This window comes from Chryseobacterium sp. 1B4 (assembly GCF_036631475.1).
Lineage (GTDB): Bacteria > Bacteroidota > Bacteroidia > Flavobacteriales > Weeksellaceae > Chryseobacterium.
The window spans coordinates 54,604-76,031 of sequence record NZ_JAPNUF010000013.1; the positions used below are offsets into that span (position 1 = coordinate 54,604).

The 21,428-nt window shown below is 39.1% G+C and carries 18 protein-coding genes and 6 pseudogenes; 10 read left to right on the top strand and 14 right to left on the bottom strand.

What is annotated here, in order from left to right:
* Positions 1-126: 126 nt before the first annotated feature.
* The 10 genes and pseudogenes from OWR28_RS27435 to tsaE form a co-directional block, all read right to left on the bottom strand.
* A complete protein-coding gene (locus OWR28_RS27435; RefSeq protein ID WP_494168539.1) occupies positions 127-885 on the bottom strand; it encodes a hypothetical protein in 759 nt (252 codons plus the stop codon).
* Between the two features lie 26 nt (positions 886-911).
* Positions 912-2,404, bottom strand: a pseudogene (locus tag OWR28_RS27440) (cation:proton antiporter domain-containing protein).
* A gap of 94 nt (positions 2,405-2,498) precedes the next feature.
* On the bottom strand, positions 2,499-2,696 hold the full coding sequence (locus OWR28_RS25730; protein WP_332389074.1) for a hypothetical protein: 198 nt from the start codon (positions 2,694-2,696) through the stop codon (positions 2,499-2,501).
* Positions 2,697-2,998: 302 nt separating this feature from the next.
* Complete coding sequence (locus tag OWR28_RS25735) at positions 2,999-3,430, bottom strand: hypothetical protein (protein ID WP_332389075.1); 432 nt, start codon at positions 3,428-3,430, stop codon at positions 2,999-3,001.
* Between the two features lie 5 nt (positions 3,431-3,435).
* On the bottom strand, positions 3,436-3,708 hold the full coding sequence (locus OWR28_RS25740; RefSeq protein WP_332389076.1) for a response regulator: 273 nt from the start codon (positions 3,706-3,708) through the stop codon (positions 3,436-3,438).
* Positions 3,683-4,018, bottom strand: a complete 336-nt coding sequence (locus tag OWR28_RS25745; protein ID WP_332389077.1) for a hypothetical protein — start codon at positions 4,016-4,018, stop codon at positions 3,683-3,685. Before OWR28_RS25745 ends, OWR28_RS25740 begins: the two co-directional genes overlap by 26 nt.
* A complete protein-coding gene (locus tag OWR28_RS25750; RefSeq protein ID WP_332389078.1) occupies positions 3,988-4,455 on the bottom strand; it encodes a histidine kinase in 468 nt (155 codons plus the stop codon). Before OWR28_RS25750 ends, OWR28_RS25745 begins: the two co-directional genes overlap by 31 nt.
* Before the next feature lie 20 nt (positions 4,456-4,475).
* Positions 4,476-4,847, bottom strand: a complete 372-nt coding sequence (locus OWR28_RS25755) for a hypothetical protein (RefSeq protein ID WP_332389079.1) — start codon at positions 4,845-4,847, stop codon at positions 4,476-4,478.
* Positions 4,847-6,036, bottom strand: a pseudogene (locus OWR28_RS25760) (alanine dehydrogenase). Before OWR28_RS25760 ends, OWR28_RS25755 begins: the two are co-directional and overlap by 1 nt.
* Before the next feature lie 68 nt (positions 6,037-6,104).
* A complete protein-coding gene (gene tsaE / locus OWR28_RS25765) occupies positions 6,105-6,512 on the bottom strand; it encodes a tRNA (adenosine(37)-N6)-threonylcarbamoyltransferase complex ATPase subunit type 1 TsaE (RefSeq protein ID WP_332389080.1) in 408 nt (135 codons plus the stop codon).
* A 188-nt stretch (positions 6,513-6,700) separates the two neighbouring features.
* On the opposite strand from tsaE, the pseudogene dnaG reads away from it, so the two are divergent.
* The 4 genes and pseudogenes from dnaG (at position 6,701) to OWR28_RS25795 (ending at position 11,088) form a co-directional block, all read left to right on the top strand.
* Positions 6,701-8,686, top strand: a pseudogene (gene dnaG, locus OWR28_RS27445) (DNA primase).
* A gap of 111 nt (positions 8,687-8,797) precedes the next feature.
* A complete protein-coding gene (clpP, locus tag OWR28_RS25785; RefSeq protein ID WP_002980860.1) occupies positions 8,798-9,484 on the top strand; it encodes an ATP-dependent Clp endopeptidase proteolytic subunit ClpP in 687 nt (228 codons plus the stop codon).
* 331 nt (positions 9,485-9,815) lie between these two features.
* Positions 9,816-10,289 (top strand): hypothetical protein, encoded by a 474-nt coding sequence (locus tag OWR28_RS25790; RefSeq protein WP_332389082.1) that lies wholly within the window; start codon positions 9,816-9,818, stop codon positions 10,287-10,289.
* Positions 10,290-10,302: 13 nt separating this feature from the next.
* A complete protein-coding gene (locus OWR28_RS25795; RefSeq protein ID WP_332389083.1) occupies positions 10,303-11,088 on the top strand; it encodes an esterase-like activity of phytase family protein in 786 nt (261 codons plus the stop codon).
* 68 nt (positions 11,089-11,156) lie between these two features.
* Here OWR28_RS25795 and tpiA read toward each other — a convergent pair whose 3' ends face one another.
* From tpiA to OWR28_RS25815, 4 genes are all read right to left on the bottom strand, one after another.
* Complete coding sequence (gene tpiA / locus OWR28_RS25800) at positions 11,157-11,915, bottom strand: triose-phosphate isomerase (RefSeq protein WP_002980856.1); 759 nt, start codon at positions 11,913-11,915, stop codon at positions 11,157-11,159.
* Between the two features lie 37 nt (positions 11,916-11,952).
* Entirely contained in the window at positions 11,953-12,300 is a 348-nt protein-coding gene (locus OWR28_RS25805) for a TerB family tellurite resistance protein (RefSeq protein WP_002980854.1), read from the bottom strand.
* A 101-nt stretch (positions 12,301-12,401) separates the two neighbouring features.
* Positions 12,402-13,511 (bottom strand): BT_3928 family protein, encoded by a 1,110-nt coding sequence (locus OWR28_RS25810; RefSeq protein WP_332389084.1) that lies wholly within the window; start codon positions 13,509-13,511, stop codon positions 12,402-12,404.
* Position 13,512: 1 nt separating this feature from the next.
* The gene (locus OWR28_RS25815) at positions 13,513-14,079 is read right to left on the bottom strand and encodes a DUF1599 domain-containing protein (protein WP_332389085.1); all 567 of its coding nucleotides are present in this window, start codon (positions 14,077-14,079) and stop codon (positions 13,513-13,515) included.
* Between the two features lie 268 nt (positions 14,080-14,347).
* On the opposite strand from OWR28_RS25815, the gene folP reads away from it, so the two are divergent.
* The 6 genes and pseudogenes from folP to ilvC all read left to right on the top strand — a co-directional run bounded on the left by folP (position 14,348) and on the right by ilvC (position 21,428).
* A complete protein-coding gene (folP, locus tag OWR28_RS25820; RefSeq protein ID WP_494168540.1) occupies positions 14,348-15,214 on the top strand; it encodes a dihydropteroate synthase in 867 nt (288 codons plus the stop codon).
* Positions 15,215-15,580: 366 nt separating this feature from the next.
* Positions 15,581-16,453 carry a branched-chain-amino-acid transaminase gene (gene ilvE / locus OWR28_RS25825; RefSeq protein WP_332389086.1) on the top strand — a complete coding sequence of 291 codons (873 nt, stop codon included), beginning with the start codon at positions 15,581-15,583 and terminating at the stop codon, positions 16,451-16,453.
* Between the two features lie 180 nt (positions 16,454-16,633).
* Positions 16,634-18,315, top strand: a pseudogene (gene ilvD, locus OWR28_RS25830) (dihydroxy-acid dehydratase).
* Between the two features lie 6 nt (positions 18,316-18,321).
* Positions 18,322-20,045: pseudogene (ilvB, locus tag OWR28_RS25835) on the top strand (biosynthetic-type acetolactate synthase large subunit).
* A 10-nt stretch (positions 20,046-20,055) separates the two neighbouring features.
* Entirely contained in the window at positions 20,056-20,337 is a 282-nt protein-coding gene (locus tag OWR28_RS25840; protein ID WP_002980829.1) for an ACT domain-containing protein, read from the top strand.
* A 46-nt stretch (positions 20,338-20,383) separates the two neighbouring features.
* Positions 20,384-21,428 (top strand): annotated as a pseudogene (ilvC, locus tag OWR28_RS25845) (ketol-acid reductoisomerase).

A 21,428-nucleotide genomic window follows, 5' to 3' on the forward strand; every position in this document is an offset into this window, starting at 1 on the left:
CATTTTCACTGTTAATCAGCATGTCCCAAAAATTGAAGCCATAAATATACCCGTTTTTTCTTTACAGACAACGGATAATATTTACAGCTTCCGGTAGAAATAGAAATATCGGTGTGTTATTTTGGTCTAAGGGTTTGAAATTATTAATGTAGACGGGATATCAGACAGCCAAAGACTCTTTGTATCGATCAGGTTTTTCCAGCTTTTACTGCTGATCAGCATCAGGTCCTGAGCATTAAGGAATTCTTTCTCAATTTTTTTCTCATTGTACAACGTGATATGATTGGGAGCCACCTGTTCAATACTTCTGATAAGTTCTTTTACTTCAATATTATTTCTGATCTGTCCTGCAGCATCCAGAATGATAATCTGGGAGTTATTGTTATTGATCAGCCTTTTCGCATATTCCAGAAGATAAAAATCACTCAGATTGAAGATCGGGACAAATACTTTGTCTGCTGCTTTAAAATCCTTTTCCACCAGAACTCCCACAGGAATATTCGTTTTGTCCAGAATCTGAAGGGTAAAATCGTCAAAAGGAGAATTATTGAATATATTTCCTTTACCTTTTACTGTGTTCAGCAGTTTTTCAGGATTAATGATTTTGGTTGTAAAACCTAATAACCTTCCTAATAAACTTCCTTCATACATAGATTTACCAAGCATGATCAGCAGAAGGTCATAGTGTCCTTTATTGGTAATACTGGTAAGGTCACTTTCAATATCAGTAGACGCTTTGAAGAGGGTGGTGACTTCCAGATTAAGATCCTGGGAGGTTTCAATTACATTCTGAAACTGTGAATTTTCATATTCATTACTATCATAGGCATGCATCTCATCTACCGGTGCAATGTTCATGGCTGTGATGCTTTTATTGCCATTCATTTTATGGGTAAAGTTGTGGGCCAGTTTTAAAAGGGTACTTCCTGATTCAGGCTTATCAAATGAGAGCAGAACACGGTACTTGGAATCATTATCCTGAATAGGATCGTCCTGATTTTTTTAGATTTAAAAATGAAATTAATAAAGTCAAGAGCAGGACCGGTCATAAAAGTTGTAAAAAGAGCCATGATCACAAGCATAGCAAATATTTCGGGGCTTAAAACACCAAGGTCATACCCGATGTTCAGTACAATAAGTTCCATAAGCCCTCTAGTATTCATCAGGGCTCCGATGGTTAAGCTTTCTTTCCAGTTGATACCTACAAACCTTGCTGTAAGGGCACTTCCTGCAAATTTTCCCAGAACGGCGGTCAGAATAATAAATCCTGCGGTCATCCACAGATGGCTGTCATTAAGCAGACCGATCTGTGTACGAAGACCTGTAAATACAAAGAATAACGGCAACAGAAGTACTAAAGCCACATCTTCTACTTTATCAATAAAAAGAGTACGGAACTTTGCATTTTCCGGCATAATAGCTCCCGCCATAAAAGCACCGAATAAAGCGTGAATACCAATGACCTCAGTAGCATATGCGGATAAGATCAATGTCAGGAAGAAAATAGCCACCATTGGTTTGCTGATGGTATTTTTTCCTGCCTGAAGGTCTCCAACCCTTTTCAGGAAAGGTCTTACAATTTTAATCATCAGAAATACATAGGCAATAGCCATGATAATCACATAAATAGAGCTGGCAAAAGACCCTGCTTTTACAATCGCAATTACGGCCGCAAGAATACACCATGCCGTAATGTCATCTGCGGCAGCGCAGGTAATAACAATGGTTCCCAGTTTGGTTTTCTGAAGATTTCTTTCCTGTACGATTCTTGCGAGTACCGGAAACGCAGTAATACTCATAGAAATGGCTATGAATAATGCAAAAGAAGTAAACTGAATACCGTCCGGGGCAAATTCCTGGTACACAAAATAGGAAAGACCTATTCCCAGTGCAAAAGGAATAATAATACTGGCATGGCTGATGACCACGGCATCATGAGCTTTTTTCTTAATACGCTCAGATCCAGTTCCATTCCTACAATGTACATGAAAAGGATAAGACCTATCTGACTCAGAAACTGCAGGTTGCCTAAAGATTCTTTCGGGAAAAGAAATGCTGAAAATTCAGGAAAGTACATTCCGACAAGCGACGGCCCCAGTACAATCCCTGCAATCATTTCCCCGATTACCGTAGGCTGTTTTATTTTCATACAAATCCATCCAAAAAGCCTTGCGGTCATAATAATCGTGACAATTTGTGCCAGTAATAAGGCAAGCGGATGGTGGAGATTGGTCTTAAATGATTCCAGGAAATTTTCCCAGGTAGAGCCACTGCTGGTGCTGGCAACGATATTTTCCTTTACCTCCAGCGTCTGTCCTTCTATAATGAAGTAATACATCAGTCCGGAAAAGACTGCAATGGTCGTAATATAGAAAATTAAATTTTTGTATTTCCCCAAATTCATGATTCCAATTTTGATGCAAAGTTCATAAGAATATAGTTATGTTAAATACTCTTTTTTTAAAATGTAATGAATGTTCCAAAAAATGTAATAAAATCTATCTGAAAGAGCAGCCAAGCCCAATTCCTATTTTCCAGCTGCCATTCTGATCTGCCGTTTTTGAATTATAATAAGCAGGGATCTGAACGGCAATTTTTTTATAAACCATTGTCAGTCCAGCTCCCAGAGTAGGCATAATGGGACTGTTTTGGGTTCCGGAAGATCTGTCTTCTTTAATTCTTAGCGAAGGAAGCATTCCCAGTATAAATTTTGCATTTTTGTAAGTAAAGTTCAGATTCGGGCCTGTGAAGTTGATAAACGCACCATGGTCTACATATCCGGCAGCGGCTATTCCGTCAAAAAAGAAGCCTTAAATTTTGAAGAAGTCTCCTGGGAAAAACACAATCCGGATATGAGGATTCCTGCAGCATAGAAACAATTTTTCATTATAAAATCAGTTAATTCTCTGCAAAAGTAACCGGATTGTATATTGAAAAAGTTGAGCTGTAATGAAGTGAGGATATTCTGTAATGAAACAGAGAATATCTGAAGAAATGTTTATTTCCCAAATCGCTCCATCAGAGAATTTTTGTAGGCATCTCCGATCTGGAGTTTCAGAAAAGTATGGTCTTCCGAAGGAATGGTTGTAATAATTTCGTTGGTTGAAAATACTTTGATGGAAGACAGGGCAATAATCTCTTTTTTGTTGACCTGTGCGAAATCTTTGGATGGCAGCATTTCCAGAAGATTTTTGAAATTCAGGTTTTTTAAGACAATGGTGGTTCCGTCACTGAGCATGATATCTTTATCTCTGCTGTCTATTTCGGAGGTTTTGATATAAGAAATCTGTTCTGTGAATATGACCGTTTTTCCAATGTTGGTATTCCATTCAATAAATGCCTTTTTAGGACTGTCTTCCACAAGCTCCTTCGCTTTCTCAAACGCCTGGATCAACCGTTCTTTTTTAATAGGTTTTCTTACGTAATCCACCACATTCAGGTCGAAAGCTTCGGCAGCATATTCTTTATAAGCTGTTGTAAAGATGATTTTTTTGAGCCTGATATTATTTCAGCTACCTGAAGGCCTGTCATTCCGGGCATTTCAATATCCAGAATACACAGATTGCAGTCGATGCTGTCTATTTCATTCAGAAAAACTTTAGGGTCATTGAACGCTTTTACCACTTCTACGTTTTCGATCTGCTCACATAGAAGTTTTAAATAACTGATGGCCAGTAATTCGTCATCCAGAATAACGCATTTTATCATAGAATTCTCCTAAATTGATTTTTAATTCTGCTGTAAAAACTCCGTTTCTTGAGCTTCTTTCAAGCTGGTAATATGTGCTGTAGATCATCTTAAGCCGTTGATCAAAAGACTGGCTTCCAAAACCGCTCTTTTCTTTTTCCAGGATATTTTTTAAAGAAGCTTTATTGCTTACTTTCATGGTGAAAAAACCGTTTTCAAGCTCCATGTAAATAGAAATAAAAGAGTCCTGGGCGAGAAAATCCGTATGTTTGAAAGCATTTTCAATAAGATCTACAGAAATCAGCGGGGCAAATACTTTTTCTTCATACACGGAATCGGTCTTGTTGATCCTGGATTTGATTCTGAAGTCGAAGAGGGATTGATCTTGATTTTATTAATCTCAATAAGGCTTAAAGCAAAATTGAGCTCTTCTTTAGGGCTGACAAACTTGTTGTTGCTTTCGTATAAAATATAATCCAGCACATTGGCCAGCTTATCCAGTGACATATACGTCTGATAGGCATGTGACTGAACTGAATTGAGAATGTTTTTAAACAAATGCGGGTTCAGCTTAGTACCAATGTGTTCCAGACGGACTTCATTCAGACGCTGTTCAATAAGCTTATTGGTTTCTGATAATTTGGTATTTCTCTGTTTCAGTTTGTGGTTCTGGCTGAAGAGATAAATACTTGTTGTCAGAAACAGGAAAATGGCAAAAACTCCGATGAATATCAGATAATCATGAATCATGTAGTAATTGCCTTCCATAGCGTAGGATTATGAAAAAACTATTTAAGTTTCTTAAGACCGTTTACTGTCACACTTTCTTCACATTTTTCAAAAGTGATCTCGTAAGACGGATTTTTTTCAGGGTAGGTTAAAAGATAATCGGGACATGGTTTTTTCTGAGCATGGCTGCGGTCAAAATCCACTTTTCCGTTGGTAATGATACTGTCTTTTATAAATTTTTCATCAATCTTGTAGGTTGTCATGGCATTTTTAGCCTCATCAGAATATTTGAATTCCTTGGAAAGTGTTTCTGCAATCACACGGCTGTTGGGTAAGTAGCCGCTGCAGCTTGCTCCTTTCTTGTTCAAAATAAAAAATACGATCAGAAGCCCCGGAACGAAGCCTATTGCATAAAATTTCAGTTTCTTCATTAGAAAATTAAAAGATTGATATCGTGGTAGGTAAGCCCGAAACGGTCGCAGATGATCTTCTTCGTATGTCTTCCTTTGTACATATATAAGCTCTGCTTCATTTCGTTTTTGCGGATGAGCATGTTTTCAAAGCCGCCCTCTTCGTCATAATTTAAAATATAGGAAAGGAAGAAGTTTGAGATCGCCTTGGTGGTGGTTCTCGGCATTCTTGAGGTAAGGTTCGGAAGCCCGCAGTGGATGACGCCGTGTTTGATGACGTAAGGATCTTCCATGGTGGTAAGTTCTGAAGTTTCAATTACTTTACCGTTATCTATGGTGATATCGATGATGACACTTCCTTTTTTCATTTTCATGACCATATCTTCGGTCACGATAGGTGTCATATTCAGTCTTGGTAGTGCTCCGATTACTACGTCAGCACGTCTTAAACTTTTGCTGAGTTCTTTAGGGTCAATAATGGAAGTCGGTACACGGCTGTCAACAATGGTGTGAAGTCTTCTCAGTTTTGATAAAGAGTTGTCGAAAACCTTTACGCTGGCTCCTAAACCGATCGCTGCTTTTGTAGCAAACTCGCCTACAATTCCGGCTCCGAGAACTACTACTTCTGCAGGTCTTACTCCTGTGATTCCTCCAAGCATTAAGCCATTGGATAAGGCTAATAATTCGGAAGCGTATAAAATAGAAACGGTTCCTGCAATTTCTCCTACTAATCTTACCAAAGCCAGCTGCTTATATTCATCAACAATAAATTCGAAGGCAATGGCATTTATTTTCTTCTCTGCAAGCTTTAAGAAATACTCCTTATCCCTGAGATTGATCTGAAGTGCCGAAACCAGATACGTATTGGGCTTCATGTACTCAATTTCTTCCTCTGTAGGAGGATTTACCTTCAGGATAAGATCCTGCCCGAAAGCTTCTTTAGGATCATTCGTGATCTTTGCTCCAGATTCAGAGTATTGTAAATCTGTAAAAAATGAACCTTGTCCGGCCCCTGCTTCTATAATGATCTCATGGCCATGCTCTACCAGCACCTGTACGGCGTCGGGAGTAATGCAGGTTCTCCTTTCGTTGAGACAGGTTTCTTTAGGAATCCCAATACTGAACTGTTTTCCTTTTTTATAACCTCCAATTTTTCCTCTTTCGGCATTAATTCTTCTTCTGTGAAAGGAGTAAAAATATTTGTACTCATCCTTAAATTAAATTATGTCTTACAGATTGTTTTTTTACACTCAATTAAGAAGCAAAGATACATAATATTTAATCGAATGAAATTTCTCTGTTTTCACCCGTGTTCACAATGCTCATTGTGTGGTAGTTGAGCCCGTAAAGCTCTTCTTCATACACTTCCGGCCATTCGATAATGCATAAAAAGGAATTGTCCAGGTATTCTTCAATGCCGATATCATACACTTCTTCTATGTTTTTCAGACGGTACAGATCAAAATGATATACTTTTCCTTTTTCTGTACTATATTCATTTACAATAGAGTAAGTAGGGGAGTTTACTTCATCTTTGCTGCCCATATTTTTAAGCAGAAACTGAGTGAATGTTGTTTTACCCGCTCCCAGATTTCCTTTTAATAAAAGAATATTATGTTGTAATTGAGGAATGATGCTGTCAACAACTTCCTGCCAGTCTTCGATTGTATTGATAGTGAACTGCATATATTGATTTGTTTTGCAAAAATAATGAATTATGACTTGTTTAAGCCAGAAATTTAAAGGCTGGAAGATAGAAGCCTGAAGATGGAAGTTATAAACAGTACATTCCGTACCCACTCTCAAACTCGAATCCCGAATCCTGAAATTCTCAGCCTGTTCCAACTTCACCATAAATTACTTAATTTTACAGCATGATTTCCAAACAGACCATTGATAAAATATTCTCCACCATCCGCGTTGAAGAGATTGTGGGTGAGTATGTGCAGTTGAAAAGGGCAGGGTCTAACTACAAAGGACTCAGTCCGTTTCACGATGAAAAAACACCCAGTTTTGTAGTTTCTGCGAGTAAGCAGATCTGGAAAGATTTCTCTACAGGAAAAGGAGGAACGGCCATCTCTTTCCTGATGGAAATTGAAAACTTTACGTATCCTGAGGCACTCCGCCACGCTGCAAAAAATACGGAATTGAAATTGAAGAAGATCAGCGTGACATTTCTGAGGAAGCAAAAAATGCCCAGACAGAAAAAGATCTGCTGTATAAAATCCACGAAGTTGCCAATACTTATTTTCAGGAGATTCTTTGGGATGATCAGGAAGGCAGGAGCATAGGACTTTCTTACTTTAAAGAGAGAACTCCGGGATGACATTATTAAAAAATTCCAGCTCGGATATTCTCCTGAGAAAAAGAATGCCTTTACGGCATATGCGCTGGAAAAGGGATACACTAAAGAAATTCTTGAAAAGTCCGGACTTTCTATTTTCCCGGAAAATACTCCTGCAGGGGTAGACCGTTTCAGGGAAAGGGTCATTTTCCCGATTCACAGTTTTTCCGGAAGAGTATTGGGTTTTGGGGCAAGGATCCTTAAAAATAATGTCAAAACAGCGAAATACCTCAATTCACCGGAAACGGAGATCTACCATAAATCAAATGTCCTTTATGGATTAAACCAGAGCAAGCAGGCTATTTCAAGGAAGAATGCCTGTCTTTTGGTGGAAGGATATATGGATGTGATTTCACTTCACATGTCAGGAATTGAAAATGTTGTGGCAAGTTCCGGAACATCCTTAACTACTGAGCAGATTAAACTCATTAAGAGACTTACAGAAAATGTAACGATTCTTTTTGACGGAGATAATGCCGGTATTAAAGCCAGTTTCCGAAGTATTGATATGCTTCTGACAGAAGGAATGAATATCCGTGTATTGCTTTTCCCTGATGGAGATGACCCGGATTCATTCGCCAGAAAACATCCGCAGGAATACGTTGAAAAGTATATCGAAAATGAAGCGATGGATTTCATCGACTTTAAAGCGGAAATTCTGTTAAAAGATATAGGAAACGATCCTATCAAAAAGGCTGAGGCGATAAGGGATATTGTAAAATCGGTTTCCTTTGTACAGAATGCCCTGAAAAGAGAAGTGTATCTTAAAGAGGTTTCCAATAAATTCGGACTTTCCGAGCAGAGTCTTTTCAATGAACTGGATGTTCAGAAGCAGATCACGCAGAATCAGACGCATCATGTTCAACAGCAGCAAAAGGAAAAAGCAGCAGCTCCGAAGATGGAGATTGTTCCTCTTGATCAGGAAAAAGAAGATCCTTTTCTGTATGATGTCTTATTCATGGAGAACAAATTGGTGGATCATATGCTGATGTTCGGAGACATTATCCTGAAAAGGAGAAATGAGCAGAATGAGGAATATCAGATTACCGTTATTGAAGAAATTCTTCACCATTTCGAAGAAGAGCAGTATGCATTTTTAGTCAAAGAAAATGAGATCATTATCAATCAGGTGAGGGAAGGAATTCAAAAGGATGAGCTGAGAAGTGGAAACTTTTTTGTATCTTTTATGGATGAAGAGATTACCACAAAAGTTGTGGATGCTCTGATTCCGCTGGATGAGCTTGAAAACTGGGCTTCCAGAAATATTTATCCTCCCAATTACGGAGATAAAGTGGCAGATCAGATCAAAGGGGATATTTTATTACATAAATACAGATATATTGATTATCTGATCAAAGAAACAGCCAAAGAACTTGATCAGTACAGCAATACGGATGAAATAAAGTATTACGAGCTGATCAAAAAGATCACTTTGCTGAAGCAGGCTTCCATCCGGTTGAGTAATATCATCGAATATTCACCTATCAAAGGGATTTATGTAGATAGAAAGAGATAGTTTAAAGTCAGATTTTTTTGGAAGGCTGTGACAAAAAGTCCTATAAAATTTTAGGAATAAATATTGTAATTTAAACTTCGATAATATTTTAAAATAATACATAATAGAAATATGGACATTAAAAAGGAATTCAGAGACTTCTCTGTAAAACATTTAGGAAACAGCGGTTTGGTAACCGATCAGTATATGGGAATGTATGGACCAACGAATCTTACTCCGTACATCATGGAAGAAAGAAGATTAAACGTTGCACAGATGGACGTTTTTTCCCGTCTGATGATGGACAGAATTATCTTCCTGGGAACAGGTATTGATGACCAGGTTGCCAACATCGTTACGGCTCAGCTTTTATTCCTGGAAAGTGCTGACCCATCAAAAGACATTCAGATCTATATCAACTCTCCTGGTGGTAGTGTTTATGCAGGTTTAGGTATTTATGACACGATGCAGATCATCAAACCTGACGTAGCAACAATCTGTACAGGTATGGCTGCTTCAATGGGGGCTGTATTACTGGTTGCCGGAGAAAAAGGAAAACGTTCTGCACTTAAGCACTCAAGAGTAATGATTCACCAGCCTTCAGGAGGTGCCCAGGGGGTTGCTTCTGACATGGAGATCAACTTAAGAGAGATGTTGAAACTGAAGCAGGAGCTCTATGAGATCATCGCTCATCACTCGGGACAAACCTATGAGTGGGTAGAAAAATCTTCTGACAGAGATTACTGGATGACTTCTGAAGAAGCAAAAGGCTACGGAATGGTAGATGAGGTTTTACAAAGATCTACAGAGAAAAAATAATTGATTTTTAAAATCATAAGAAGCCGCACCAGTCTAGTCTGGTGCGGTTTTTTGTTTGATTATATTTTAAGATTTCTAATAGTATAATGTCTGGAGGAACCCAGTCACAATCACTCATGAAGAAATACATCAGAAAAAATCTACAATCCAGACCATATTCTCAGCTGAAGAAGCAAGAATTCCCATCCTTTGGAGGGTGGCGAAAATTCAAAGAATTTTTGACGGGGTGACTTTAAAGCTGGCAACCACTCAACATTGTTAAAATACAATTATCATTACATTCAAGATCAGTTTACAATCAATTTATACTTTCGCTGCCATAAAAGTGAATATGAAAAAATTACTATGGTCTGCTGTAGTGCTGGCAGTATTGGCATCATGTAAAAGTGACGATGATACAACAATAATTAATCAGGACATTAATTATTCAAAGCTGCCTCAGGAATTTCCATTTACAAAGCTGGCTACGATAAACGGAGTAGATGTTATCAATGGCGGATTTGGTTCCGGAGCAGCCGCTCATCCTACAAGAAAAGGTGAATTTTATGTCATTACAGACAGAGGTCCTAATACTGATTTCCAGAACGGGAAAAAATTCCTTGCCCCTAACTTTACCCCAACCATTATGCATTTTAAAATCAATGCAGACGGAAATGTTGAGGTGATTAAATATATCAAGCTTAAAAATCCTTCCGGGCAGCCTATTACAGGGCTTCCAAATCCTGCAGGAATGGGGAGTACAGGAGAGACTGCATATGATGCTTCCGGAAATGTTTTAGGTACTGATCGATCAGTACGGTCTTGACAGCGAAAGTATTGTGGCAGCAGCTGACGGAACATTCTGGGTTTCTGATGAATACGGACCACACATTGTACATTACAGTGCAGATGGAATTGAAATGGAAAGAATAAGTCCGGTTGGTGTAAATACAGGACCAAGAAAACTGCCTGCTGTTTTAGCAAAAAGAAGAGCTAACAGAGGGATGGAGGGACTTTGTATATCTCCGGACGGCAGAACACTGGTAGGAACCATACAGTCTATGATGTATGTACCCAGCAAAGCGTTGGCAACCAATACTACTTTAACAAGAATCGTAACTTTCGATATTATAACAGGACAGACCAGGCAGTTTTTATACAGACAGGATGGTGGTGCTTCTGACTCGGTTTGTGATATCACAGCAATAAGTAACAGTGAATTCTTAGTCATTGAAAGAGATGGAAATTTCGGATCTCAGGGAGGCGTTAAAAAAGTCTACAGAATCAATCTGAGTAACGCAACAGATGTAAACGGTGCAGATATTAACGCTGTTGACGGAATGAAAGTTAACGGAAAAGCTTTGGAGCAATGCTCATGGGATGAAATTACGAATGCCGGAATAAAGGCTGTTACCAAAACATTGGCAGTGGATCTGGTAGCAAAACTGGGCTATGAGCATGATAAATTTGAGGGAATCGTTTATTTAGGAAACAATAAACTGGCTGTTTTCAATGATGATGATTTCGGAGTGGTGGATGATGGAAACGGAAACCCTAAAGCCAAAATTTTACCTAAAACAGGTAAAGTAGACAAAGGAACTATGTATGTAGTCGATATTCAATAATTAGATTTTTTTAAAGAAAACGGCGGAATCAGAGATTCCGCCGTTTTTATTTTTAGATCAATGAAATTTTAGTTAAAAGCTTCAATAATTTTAGAGAAGTCTTCCAGTTTCAAAGCAGCTCCTCCAATCAGACCTCCGTCGATGTCCGGCTGAGAGAAAATTTCTTTTGCGTTGTCCGGTTTTACAGATCCTCCATAAAGGATTGAAACTTCATCAGCAACTTCCTGTCCGTATTTTGCCGCAATAATGTTTCTGATGTGAGCATGGATTTCCTGAGCCTGCTCCGGGCTTGCCGTTTCTCCCGTTCCGATAGCCCAAACCGGTTCGTAAGCAATCACCACTTTTTTAATTTCTTCAGCAGAAAGCGTGAAAAGTGCCACTTCAGTCTGATTTTTTACGACTTCCAGGTGCTGCCCTGCTTTTCTCTGCTCAAGAGTCTCTCCGTTACAGTAAACAGGAATAAGACCTTTATCAAGAGCCAGTTTGATTTTTCTGTTACAGTGAGAATCAGTTTCCCCGTGGTATTGTCTTCTTTCAGAATGCCCGATCAATGAACCTGTAGCATCAATAGATTCCAGCATATCTGCAGAAATTTCACCGGTATAAGCACCGCTTTCATGCTCGCTCATATCCTGAGAAAATACACCGATCTCATCCTTTTCAAAAATGTCTTTGGCCATCATCAGATATAATGAAGGGGGAGCGATCCAAACTTCACAGTTGGTAGCATTATTATTTTTATAGCTTAGTAACTGAATCATTAATTGTTGTGCATCAATTACATTTTTGTTCATTTTCCAGTTGCCTGCAACTATTTTTCTTCTCATAAGATTTATATATTGATTGATTTAATTTTTTGTTAGGTTATAATCCCCAAAGGTTTTTCAGCAAAACATAGAATGTATGTTCCTCTTCAGTTACCTTATTATCAGCTTTGATCAAAGATTTTGCAAACTGAACAAATTTCTTGCGTTCGTCTTCTGTAGAATCTTCATGGAAACATCTTGCATGGAATTCAAAATGATCTTTCCATTCTTCCGGCTGTAAAAGAGCCAGGGTTTCCAACTCGTTGTCAAGATTCATTCTGAACGGAAATTCATCCGCCAGATATTGCTGTACCAGCATTCCTTCCTCAGGAGCAAATTCTCCGTCTACAGAAGAAAGGATCATTAATAAGTGATAACCGGCGATTGATTTATTTGATTTTTGCATGAGCTTTTATATGTTTAAGTTTAGTGTTTAAATTTGATAATAGATAATAGATCCACGATTAGCTTTCGTCAAAAAGATCATTTATAATTCATCATTCATCATTAGTTAACGTAATCCTTGGCAGGCTGTTTATCTACAATTTTTCCGTTTTCAAGGATCAGGACAAAAGGATTGCTTCTCGCTATTGTTTTAATAGCAGTTCCATCCATCAATACATTCCTGATAGTTTTGAAAGTGTTAGGCTCTGTGGAAATTCCATAGATAAGAGCTCCTTTCTGGGCATTGACTTTTGCTTCTGCTTTCTGAAGCAGATCAGCCGGAACATCTTTTGGATGATAGGAGAAAATCAGAACAGCTTTGGGAGCATTAATGATTTCATTGGTGACATCCATTCCCGTAGGATCTTCAATCTTGAATTTCACAATTTCAGACTTGTATCCTTCCTTGATCAGTACAGATTCATTTTTTCCATCCTCAATTTTCCATGGAGAACCCTCTGCCCAGTATTCTGTTTTTTTGATATAATCATCCTGGTTTACTTTTACGACCTGCCCTGTTTTCTGATTTTTAAGAGAATAAAAAGTCTTGTACTCAGAAGGATTTTTGTCAATTTTAATTTTTTCGGCTTTGATGTCTGTTCCGATTTTATAATCACGGAAATCAATGATCGGTTCATGCATAATTCCCTGGGCCATAACATAGATCATACCCAGAGAAAATACTGTTAACAGAACATATTTCACTGTATTTGATGACTCTTTTGAAGTAGTTCCGTACGCATCTTTTTTACGGAATTCTTTTCTATACAGGACGAATAAAATGATCAGCCCAACAAGAAGCACAACATCCTTAAGAAAGCTTTGCCACGGCGTAAATTTGATGGCGTCGCCAAAACAGCCACAGTCTGTGACCACATTAAAATAAGCCGAATAGAAAGTAAGGAATCCAAAGAAAATACAAAGGGCAATTAATACGGATAAGGTAAATTTAAGCTTTAGTTTAAGCAGCAGCATGAATCCTAAGAAAAGTTCCATTACCACTACTATAATGGAAAACAGCAGGGCAAACTTTTCTAAAAATGGCATATTGAAAACCGGAGGAGCGAAATATTCTTCCATTTTGAAAGAAAAACCTACCAGATCCACAGCTTTCACAAAGCCTGAAAGGATAAAAATAACAGCAATAATAAAGCGTAATATACCTTTGATCATATTAAATATTTTTAGGTTCGAATTGATTTTCTTTTTCCGAGAACTTGATCAGGCAGAAGACAGCATAATTCAGCATGTCGAAATAGTTGGCATCAAGCCCTTCCGAAACGATGGTCTGTCCCTGATTATCTTCAATCTGCTTGGTTCTTAATACTTTCTGATAAATAAGATCCGTGATCGAAGAAATTCTCATATCTCTCCATGCCTCACCGTAATCATGATTTTTTCTTTCCATCAAAGCCATTGCTTCATTGGCATATTTGTCATACAGACTTAAAATTTCTTCCTTATTTTCATTGAAATCATTGGAAAGGCCCTTCTCAAGCTGAATAAGCCCAATAATAGAATAGTTGACAATTGCGATAAATTCATCCTCCTCACTCTCATCCACCATTTTTTTATCGGTCATCTGCAGCGTACGGATCCTGTTAACTTTGATATAAATCTGATCTGTAATGGAGCTTGGTCTTAAAACCCTCCATGCTGCTCCGTAATCCTGTAATTTTTTACCGAAAAGATCACGGCACTGACTGATAACTTTCCCGAACTGTACTGATGTTTTTAGCATAAATTTTCTTAATCTTCCAAATATACGAATTCGGTTTCAGATTTTTGAATTTGATGAGCTGAGTTTGTGAGTGGGAGGATTGGATTGTTTGATTAGTTTCGGGATACAGAATATGGGATACGGTAAGAGTGGGAGTGTTTTGAGAGTAAAGATGTTTGAGTGTCTGGCCTGACTTCCAACTTCCAGCCTCAATTTATCTCTTAAAAGCTATAAATCACTAATTTTGCAGTACAAAATCATTCATCAATCAATTATAAACCTTAACCTCATGTCCTCCAACTCTCTAACCCTCCAACGTTCCAACGCTCCAACGTACTCACTCAACTGCAACGGGCGTCTGATACAGCTGGACACCCCAAAGATCATGGGAATTCTCAACCTGACCCCGGATTCTTTCTCTGACGGCGGAAAATTCAATAATGAAAAATCAGCATTGGAACATGCTGAAAAACTATTGAAAGAAGGAGCTGAAATACTGGATATCGGCCCGCAGTCCACGCGTCCCAACGCAGAATTTTTAAGCGCCGGAGAAGAGATCAACAGGATCGGAAATATAATCTCTCTGATTAAAAAAGAGTTTCCGGAAGTCCTGGTTTCCCTGGATACTTTTTATGCGGAAACAGTGAAATTCGGATTCAATGAAGGGATTGATCTGATCAATGATATTTCCGGTGGACAGTATGATGCAGAAATGTTTGATACCGCAGCTCAGACAAAGCTTCCTTATATCCTGATGCATGTGAATCCGTCTTATGAAACCATGCATGATAAAATCAGATTTGAAGATATTACACTGGAAGTTAACCGGTATTTTTCTCAAAAAACAAAAGAACTTTTAGAAAAAGGAGTGAACGATATCATTCTGGATCCCGGTTTTGGTTTCGGAAAAACAGTAGAAGACCAGATGAAAATGATTGACGAAGTTGAATATCTTGGATTTGGCAGATTTCCTTTATTGATAGGTATTTCCAGAAAGTCATTTATTTATAAGCCTCTTGGTAAATCCCCTTTGGACATTAATGAAGAAACCCAGAAACTTCATATGAAAGTGTTGGAGCAGGGAGCAAAGATTGTAAGGGTTCATGATGTTGCCCGGGCAAAGGAAACTTTGACCCGTTTTTTGCAAAGAAAATAAAAAGTGTCAAAAAAACTTGTGGGTTATTAAAAAGTTTATACATTTGCAGTATGAATTTTACGAATCAGAAAAATATTATTGTCATTTCTATTATTGCTGTTGTCATTAACAACAGTAAGGAAGCGGCATTTTAAACAGATTTTAATTTAAATTATATATAGGCCGTTTCATATTTGAAACGGCTTTTTTTGTTTTAATTTTTAGAATACAGAGTATGTATCAGTTATTATCAGTAATTATTATCGTCATTATTATTCCCTTGCGACTGTGAGAAGGAAGATGTATGACTGTACATATATTAAGCCCTCTCACACTGTGAGAGGGCTTTTTTTATTTCCATTTGTTAATTTTTTTAATCTCTATAACATGTATTACAACGACGACACGACCATCTATTTTGACGGAAAATTTATGAAAGCGAAAGATGCCGGAACGGATCTTTACGGACAATCCTTACACTATGGCTATTCGGTTTTTGAAGGTATCAAATCTTACAACACAGATCACGGAACCAGGATTTTCAAGGCAAAAGAACATTATGAAAGACTGAAAAGATCAGCAGAACTGATGCACATACCCTTCGATTATTCTGTAGACCAGCTTACAGATCTTACCTATGAGCTGCTGGAACGTAACGGGTTTACAGACGCCTATATCCGTCCATTGGTTACGTGCTCTCCCAATATGTCACTTTCAAAAGGACAGAAATCTTACCTGTCACTTCTTGCCTGGGAATGGAATAACGGATATCTGGCAGATAAAATGAAAATCATAACCTCGCCTTTTCAACGTCCTAATCCTAAGGCTTTCAAGGTTGAAGCTAAAGTAGGAGGGCACTATGTAAACTCAATATTAGCCTGTCAGGATGCCAAAGACAAAGGTTATGATGAAGCACTGGTATTGGATGAAAACGGAAATGTTGCCGAAAGCTCAGGAGCCAATGTCTTCTACGAAAAAGACGGGGTTTTGTATACACCGGCCAAGGGAAGTATCCTTCCGGGAATCACAAGACAAACTGTTATGGAGATTTGTAGTGAGCTTAAAATTCCGGTAAAAGAAACCTTCTTTAAACCGGAGGAAATGCGTGGTGCAGATGCTGGTTTTTTCTGTGGTACGGCAGCAGAAATTGTGGCTCTGGATTCACTTGATGATGTTCCTTTTACCAGAAATTGGGAAGATACTGCAAGTAGAAGAGTACAGCAGGCATATTTAAAATTGGTAAGAGTTCTGTCATTGTAAATTTTTAGAATTTAAATTATTGATTATCAATATTGTAAATGTCTTTTTTAAATCATTGAATATTGTAATTTTCAGACAAGCCGGAAATGAAAAGAATATTACAAAATGTAGTTTTGAATCAAAATTTAGTAAAAAAGTTCAGTTTAAAGAGAAGAAAAGAACAGAAAATGCAGGATAAATATGTTAAATAAATATTCAAAAACATTCACGCAAAACAGTGAACAGCCGGCCGCCAAAGCCATGTTGTACGGGATAGGATTTACAGAAGAAGATATGCATAAGGCTCAGGTCGGAATTGCCAGTATGGGCTATGACGGGAATACCTGCAATATGCACCTGAATGATCTTGCTCAGGTAGTAAAAAAGGGAACATGGGAACACGGATTGGCCGGACTGATTTTTAATACCATCGGCGTAAGTGACGGAATGAGCAACGGAACAGACGGAATGCGCTATTCTCTGGTAAGCCGTGATGTGATAGCAGACAGTATCGAAGCGATCTGCGGTGCACAATATTATGACGGACTGATCGCTCTGCCAGGCTGTGACAAGAATATGCCAGGAACCATTATCGCAATGGGAAGACTGAACAGACCCTCGATCATGGTGTACGGGGGGACTATTGCTCCAGGCTGTTATAAAGGGGAAGCGCTTAACATTGTTTCTGCTTTTGAAGCGTTGGGCAAAAAGATTGCAGGAGAAATCACTGAAGAAGATTTTGACGGAGTGGTGAAAAACTCTTGTCCCGGAGCTGGGGCATGTGGAGGGATGTATACCGCCAATACAATGGCTTCTGCTATAGAGGCACTGGGAATGAGTCTTCCTTATTCCTCTTCCAACCCGGCCTTAAGCAAAGAAAAACAGGAAGAATGTCTTGAGGCAGGAAAATATCTGAAAGTACTACTGGAAAAAGATATTAAACCTTCAGATATCATGACCCGCAAAGCATTTGAAAATGCACTCCGCCTTATTGTTATTTTGGGAGGAAGTACAAATGCTGTTCTGCATTTTATTGCCATGGCGAAAAGTGTTGGGGTGCCTCTTACTCAGGATGATTTTCAGAAGATGAGCGATCAGACTCCGGTATTGGCAGACCTGAAGCCGAGTGGAAAATACCTGATGCAGGATCTGCATGAACATGGAGGAACCCCGGCGGTAATGAAATATTTACTGGGACAGGGATTACTGCATGGAGACTGCCTTACCGTTACCGGAAAAACAGTAGCCGAAAATCTGGCAGATGTTCCGGGATTGGATTTTAATACTCAGAAAATTATAAAGCCACTTTCAGAACCTGTAAAAGCTACCGGACACCTGAGAATATTGTACGGAAATCTTGCGGAAAAAGGAAGTGTTGCTAAAATTACAGGAAAAGAAGGTGAGCGCTTTGTAGGGAAAGCCCGTGTGTTTGATGGCGAAAAAATCTGATCAGAGGAATTCAGGATGGAACCGTACAGCACGGAGATGTCATTGTCATCCGCCACGAAGGCCCGAAAGGGGCTCCCGGAATGCCGGAAATGCTGAAGCCAACAAGTGCATTGATAGGAGCCGGTCTGGGAAGCAGTGTTGCTTTAATCACAGATGGACGTTTCAGTGGAGGAACCCATGGTTTTGTAGTAGGGCATATCACACCTGAAGCGCATGAAGGAGGTCTTATTGCTTTTGTACATAATGATGACCTGATCGAAATAGATGCGGTAAACAACACCATACAGCTTAAAGTTTCAGAAGAAGAAATAGAAAGAAGAAAAAAAGGATGGCAAAAACCTCCTCTTAAAGTACAGAAAGGATTGCTTTATAAATATGCATTAACAGTATCATCGGCTGCAGAAGGCTGTGTAACGGACGAAATCACTCAATAAAAGTATATGGAAAACCTGAATTTATCAACAGAAATACAACTTACCGGAAGCCGGATCATTCTCGAGGCATTTCTGCAGGAAGGTATAAAAACCGTTTTCGGATATCCGGGTGGAGCTATTATTCCTATTTATGATGCCCTTTACGATTATAGGGAAACACTGGAGCATATTCTTGTACGCCATGAACAGGCAGCAGTACATGCAGCACAGGGGCTGGCAAGAGTATCAGGAGAAGTAGGGGTAGTGCTGGCAACCAGCGGACCCGGAGCAACCAATCTTGTAACAGGATTAGCAGATGCGTTGCTGGATAACACCCCTTTGGTCTGTATTACAGGACAGGTTTTTGAACACCTTCTGGGGACCGATGCCTTCCAGGAAATAGATGTAATGAACGTTACAAGTCCTGTTACCAAATGGAATTATCAGGTCACTGATGCCAATGAGCTTCCCGGAGTATTGGCAAAAGCATTTTATATTGCAAAGTCAGGGCGTCCCGGTCCTGTGTTGATTGATGTGACTAAAAATGCCCAGCTACAGTCTGTTGATTATAAAGGATATACTCCATGCCATTCATTGAGAAGCTATAAACCGGATCCCGAACCATGTTTTGAAAGTATTGAAAAAGCAATATCGTTAATAAATGAGGCTGAAAGACCATTTATCATAGCAGGACAGGGAATTATGCTGGGAAAAGCGGAAAATGAATTTTTAGAATTTGCTGAAAAAACAGGAGCTCCTGTAGCATGGACTGTTTTAGGAATGAGTGCCATCCCTACCAATCATCCGCAGGCTGTAGGAATGGTAGGAATGCATGGAAACTATGGCCCGAATATATTAACCAACGAATGTGATGTTCTGATTGCTGTAGGAATGCGTTTCGACGACCGTGTAACAGGAAGATTGGATCAGTACGCAAAACAGGCAAAAATTATTCATCTGGATATTGATAAAGCAGAGATCAATAAAAACGTAAAAGTTGATGTCCCGGTTCTTGGTAACTGCAAACATACCCTTCCCCTTCTTACGGAAAGGGTTGCAAAAAGAGAACATCATGCCTGGCATGAAAGATTTGAAAAATGCCATGAAGTGGAAAGCATCAATCTGATTCATACAGAACTTTATCCTGATGAAGGAGAGATTACCATGGGAGAAGTGATCCGGTCTCTGAATGAAATGACACAAGGTGAAGCCATAATTGTGACAGACGTAGGACAGCATCAGATGACAACATGCCGCTACTCGCATTTCAAACATTCCCGTACCAATGTGACAAGCGGAGGGCTGGGAACGATGGGGTTCTGTCTTCCCGCTGCGATAGGAGCATCCTATGCGGAAACCGGCCGGCCTGTTATTGCAGTGATGGGTGATGGCGGAGCACAGATGAATATCCAGGAGCTGGGAACCATTATGCAGTATCATCCTGAGGTAAAAATTTTAATTCTTAATAATTGCTATCTGGGAATGGTAAGACAGTGGCAGGAATTGTTTCACGAAGAAAGATATTCCTCAGTAGATATTCAGAGTCCTGATTTTGTTCAGGTGGCAAAAGGATACAATATTCAGGGAAACAGAGTGTCTGAAAGAGAAGATCTGAAGTGGGCACTCCGCGAAATGCTTGATCATGAAGGAGCTTTCCTTCTTGAAGTGATGACAGGAAAAGAACACAATGTATTTCCGATGATTCCCCAGGGAAAAGTGTTTCGGAGATTGTACTAAATAATAAAGTTTAAAAATAAAAAGATGAAAACAGATCATAAAGAATATACCATTACAGCGTATACAGAAGATTATTTAGGATTGATCAGCCGTATCAATGCTATTTTTTCAAGAAGGAGAATTTCTATGGTGACCTTTAATGTAGGTCCTTCAGAAATGGAAAAAGTAAAAAAGTTTGTCATTGTGATCAGGGAAACGGAAGATTCTGTTCAGAAAATCAGCAGACAGATGGAAAAGCAGGTTGACGTTCTGGAAGTGCATTATCATAGGAATCCTTACCTGACGGCAGTAGAACACGCGAGCTAAGCTCAGAAATTAACATCATAATCAGTAATAAATAAAATCAAAAAAAATGGCAAAATTGAATTTTGGAGGCGTAGAGGAGAATGTAGTAACAAGAGAAGAATTTCCGTTGGAAAAAGCCCAGGAAGTATTAAAAAACGAAGTTGTGGCAGTCATTGGATATGGAGTACAGGGACCAGGGCAGGCGTTGAATCAGAAAGATAACGGAATTAATGTCATTGTAGGGCAGAGAAAAAACTCCAAATCATGGGATAAAGCAGTAGCGGACGGGTTTGTACCGGGAGAAACATTATTTGAAATCGAAGAGGCTCTGGAAAAAGGTACCATTATCTGCTATCTTCTGAGTGATGCCGCACAGATTGAATACTGGCCAAAAGTAAAACAGCATCTTACCCCTGGAAAAGCTCTGTATTTTTCACATGGCTTCGGGATTACATTCAACGAACGTACAGGAATTGTTCCTCCATCCGATGTAGATGTCTTTCTGGTAGCACCAAAAGGTTCAGGAACTTCATTGAGAAGAATGTTTCTGCAGGACAGAGGTCTGAACAGCAGTTTTGCCGTATATCAGGATGCTACAGGAAAAGCCAGAGAAAGAGTAACCGCATTGGGAATTGCAATAGGAAGCGGGTATCTGTTTGAAACCGACTTTAAAAGAAGTATACAGTGACCTTGCCGGAGAACGGGGAACACTGATGGGCGCTGTACAGGGAATATTTGCCGCTCAGTACGATGTATTGAGAAAAAATGGGCATAGCCCTTCGGAAGCTTTTAACGAAACCGTAGAAGAATTGACGCAGTCTTTAATGCCATTAGTGGCAGAAAACGGAATGGACTGGATGTATGCCAACTGCAGCACAACCGCTCAGAGAGGTGCACTGGACTGGTGGAAACGTTTCAGAGATGCTACTTCGCCCTTGTTTGAAGAATTGTATGACAACGTAGCTAAAGGAAATGAAGCACAACGCTCGATTGACAGCAACAGCAAACCGGATTATCGTGAAAAACTGGAAGCCGAACTTACTGAGCTGAGAGAAAGCGAAATGTGGAAAGCCGGTAAGACAGTGCGCAGCCTGAGACCCGAAAACAATTAA

Bases quoted from the DNA above. Each gene is read 5' to 3' on its own strand.
- OWR28_RS27435 (WP_494168539.1), bottom strand. From the start codon at position 885: ATGAATGGCAATAAAAGCATCACAGCCATGAACATTGCACCGGTAGAT.
- OWR28_RS25730 (WP_332389074.1), bottom strand. From the start codon at position 2,696: ATGCTTCCTTCGCTAAGAATTAAAGAAGACAGATCTTCCGGAACCCAA.
- OWR28_RS25740 (WP_332389076.1), bottom strand. From the start codon at position 3,708: ATGATAAAATGCGTTATTCTGGATGACGAATTACTGGCCATCAGTTAT.
- OWR28_RS25750 (WP_332389078.1), bottom strand. From the start codon at position 4,455: ATGGAAGGCAATTACTACATGATTCATGATTATCTGATATTCATCGGA.
- OWR28_RS25755 (WP_332389079.1), bottom strand. From the start codon at position 4,847: ATGAAGAAACTGAAATTTTATGCAATAGGCTTCGTTCCGGGGCTTCTG.
- tsaE (WP_332389080.1), bottom strand. From the start codon at position 6,512: ATGCAGTTCACTATCAATACAATCGAAGACTGGCAGGAAGTTGTTGAC.
- clpP (WP_002980860.1), top strand. From the start codon at position 8,798: ATGGACATTAAAAAGGAATTCAGAGACTTCTCTGTAAAACATTTAGGA.
- OWR28_RS25790 (WP_332389082.1), top strand. From the start codon at position 9,816: ATGAAAAAATTACTATGGTCTGCTGTAGTGCTGGCAGTATTGGCATCA.
- tpiA (WP_002980856.1), bottom strand. From the start codon at position 11,915: ATGAGAAGAAAAATAGTTGCAGGCAACTGGAAAATGAACAAAAATGTA.
- OWR28_RS25805 (WP_002980854.1), bottom strand. From the start codon at position 12,300: ATGCAAAAATCAAATAAATCAATCGCCGGTTATCACTTATTAATGATC.
- OWR28_RS25810 (WP_332389084.1), bottom strand. From the start codon at position 13,511: ATGATCAAAGGTATATTACGCTTTATTATTGCTGTTATTTTTATCCTT.
- OWR28_RS25815 (WP_332389085.1), bottom strand. From the start codon at position 14,079: ATGCTAAAAACATCAGTACAGTTCGGGAAAGTTATCAGTCAGTGCCGT.
- folP (WP_494168540.1), top strand. From the start codon at position 14,348: ATGTCCTCCAACTCTCTAACCCTCCAACGTTCCAACGCTCCAACGTAC.
- ilvE (WP_332389086.1), top strand. From the start codon at position 15,581: ATGTATTACAACGACGACACGACCATCTATTTTGACGGAAAATTTATG.
- OWR28_RS25840 (WP_002980829.1), top strand. From the start codon at position 20,056: ATGAAAACAGATCATAAAGAATATACCATTACAGCGTATACAGAAGAT.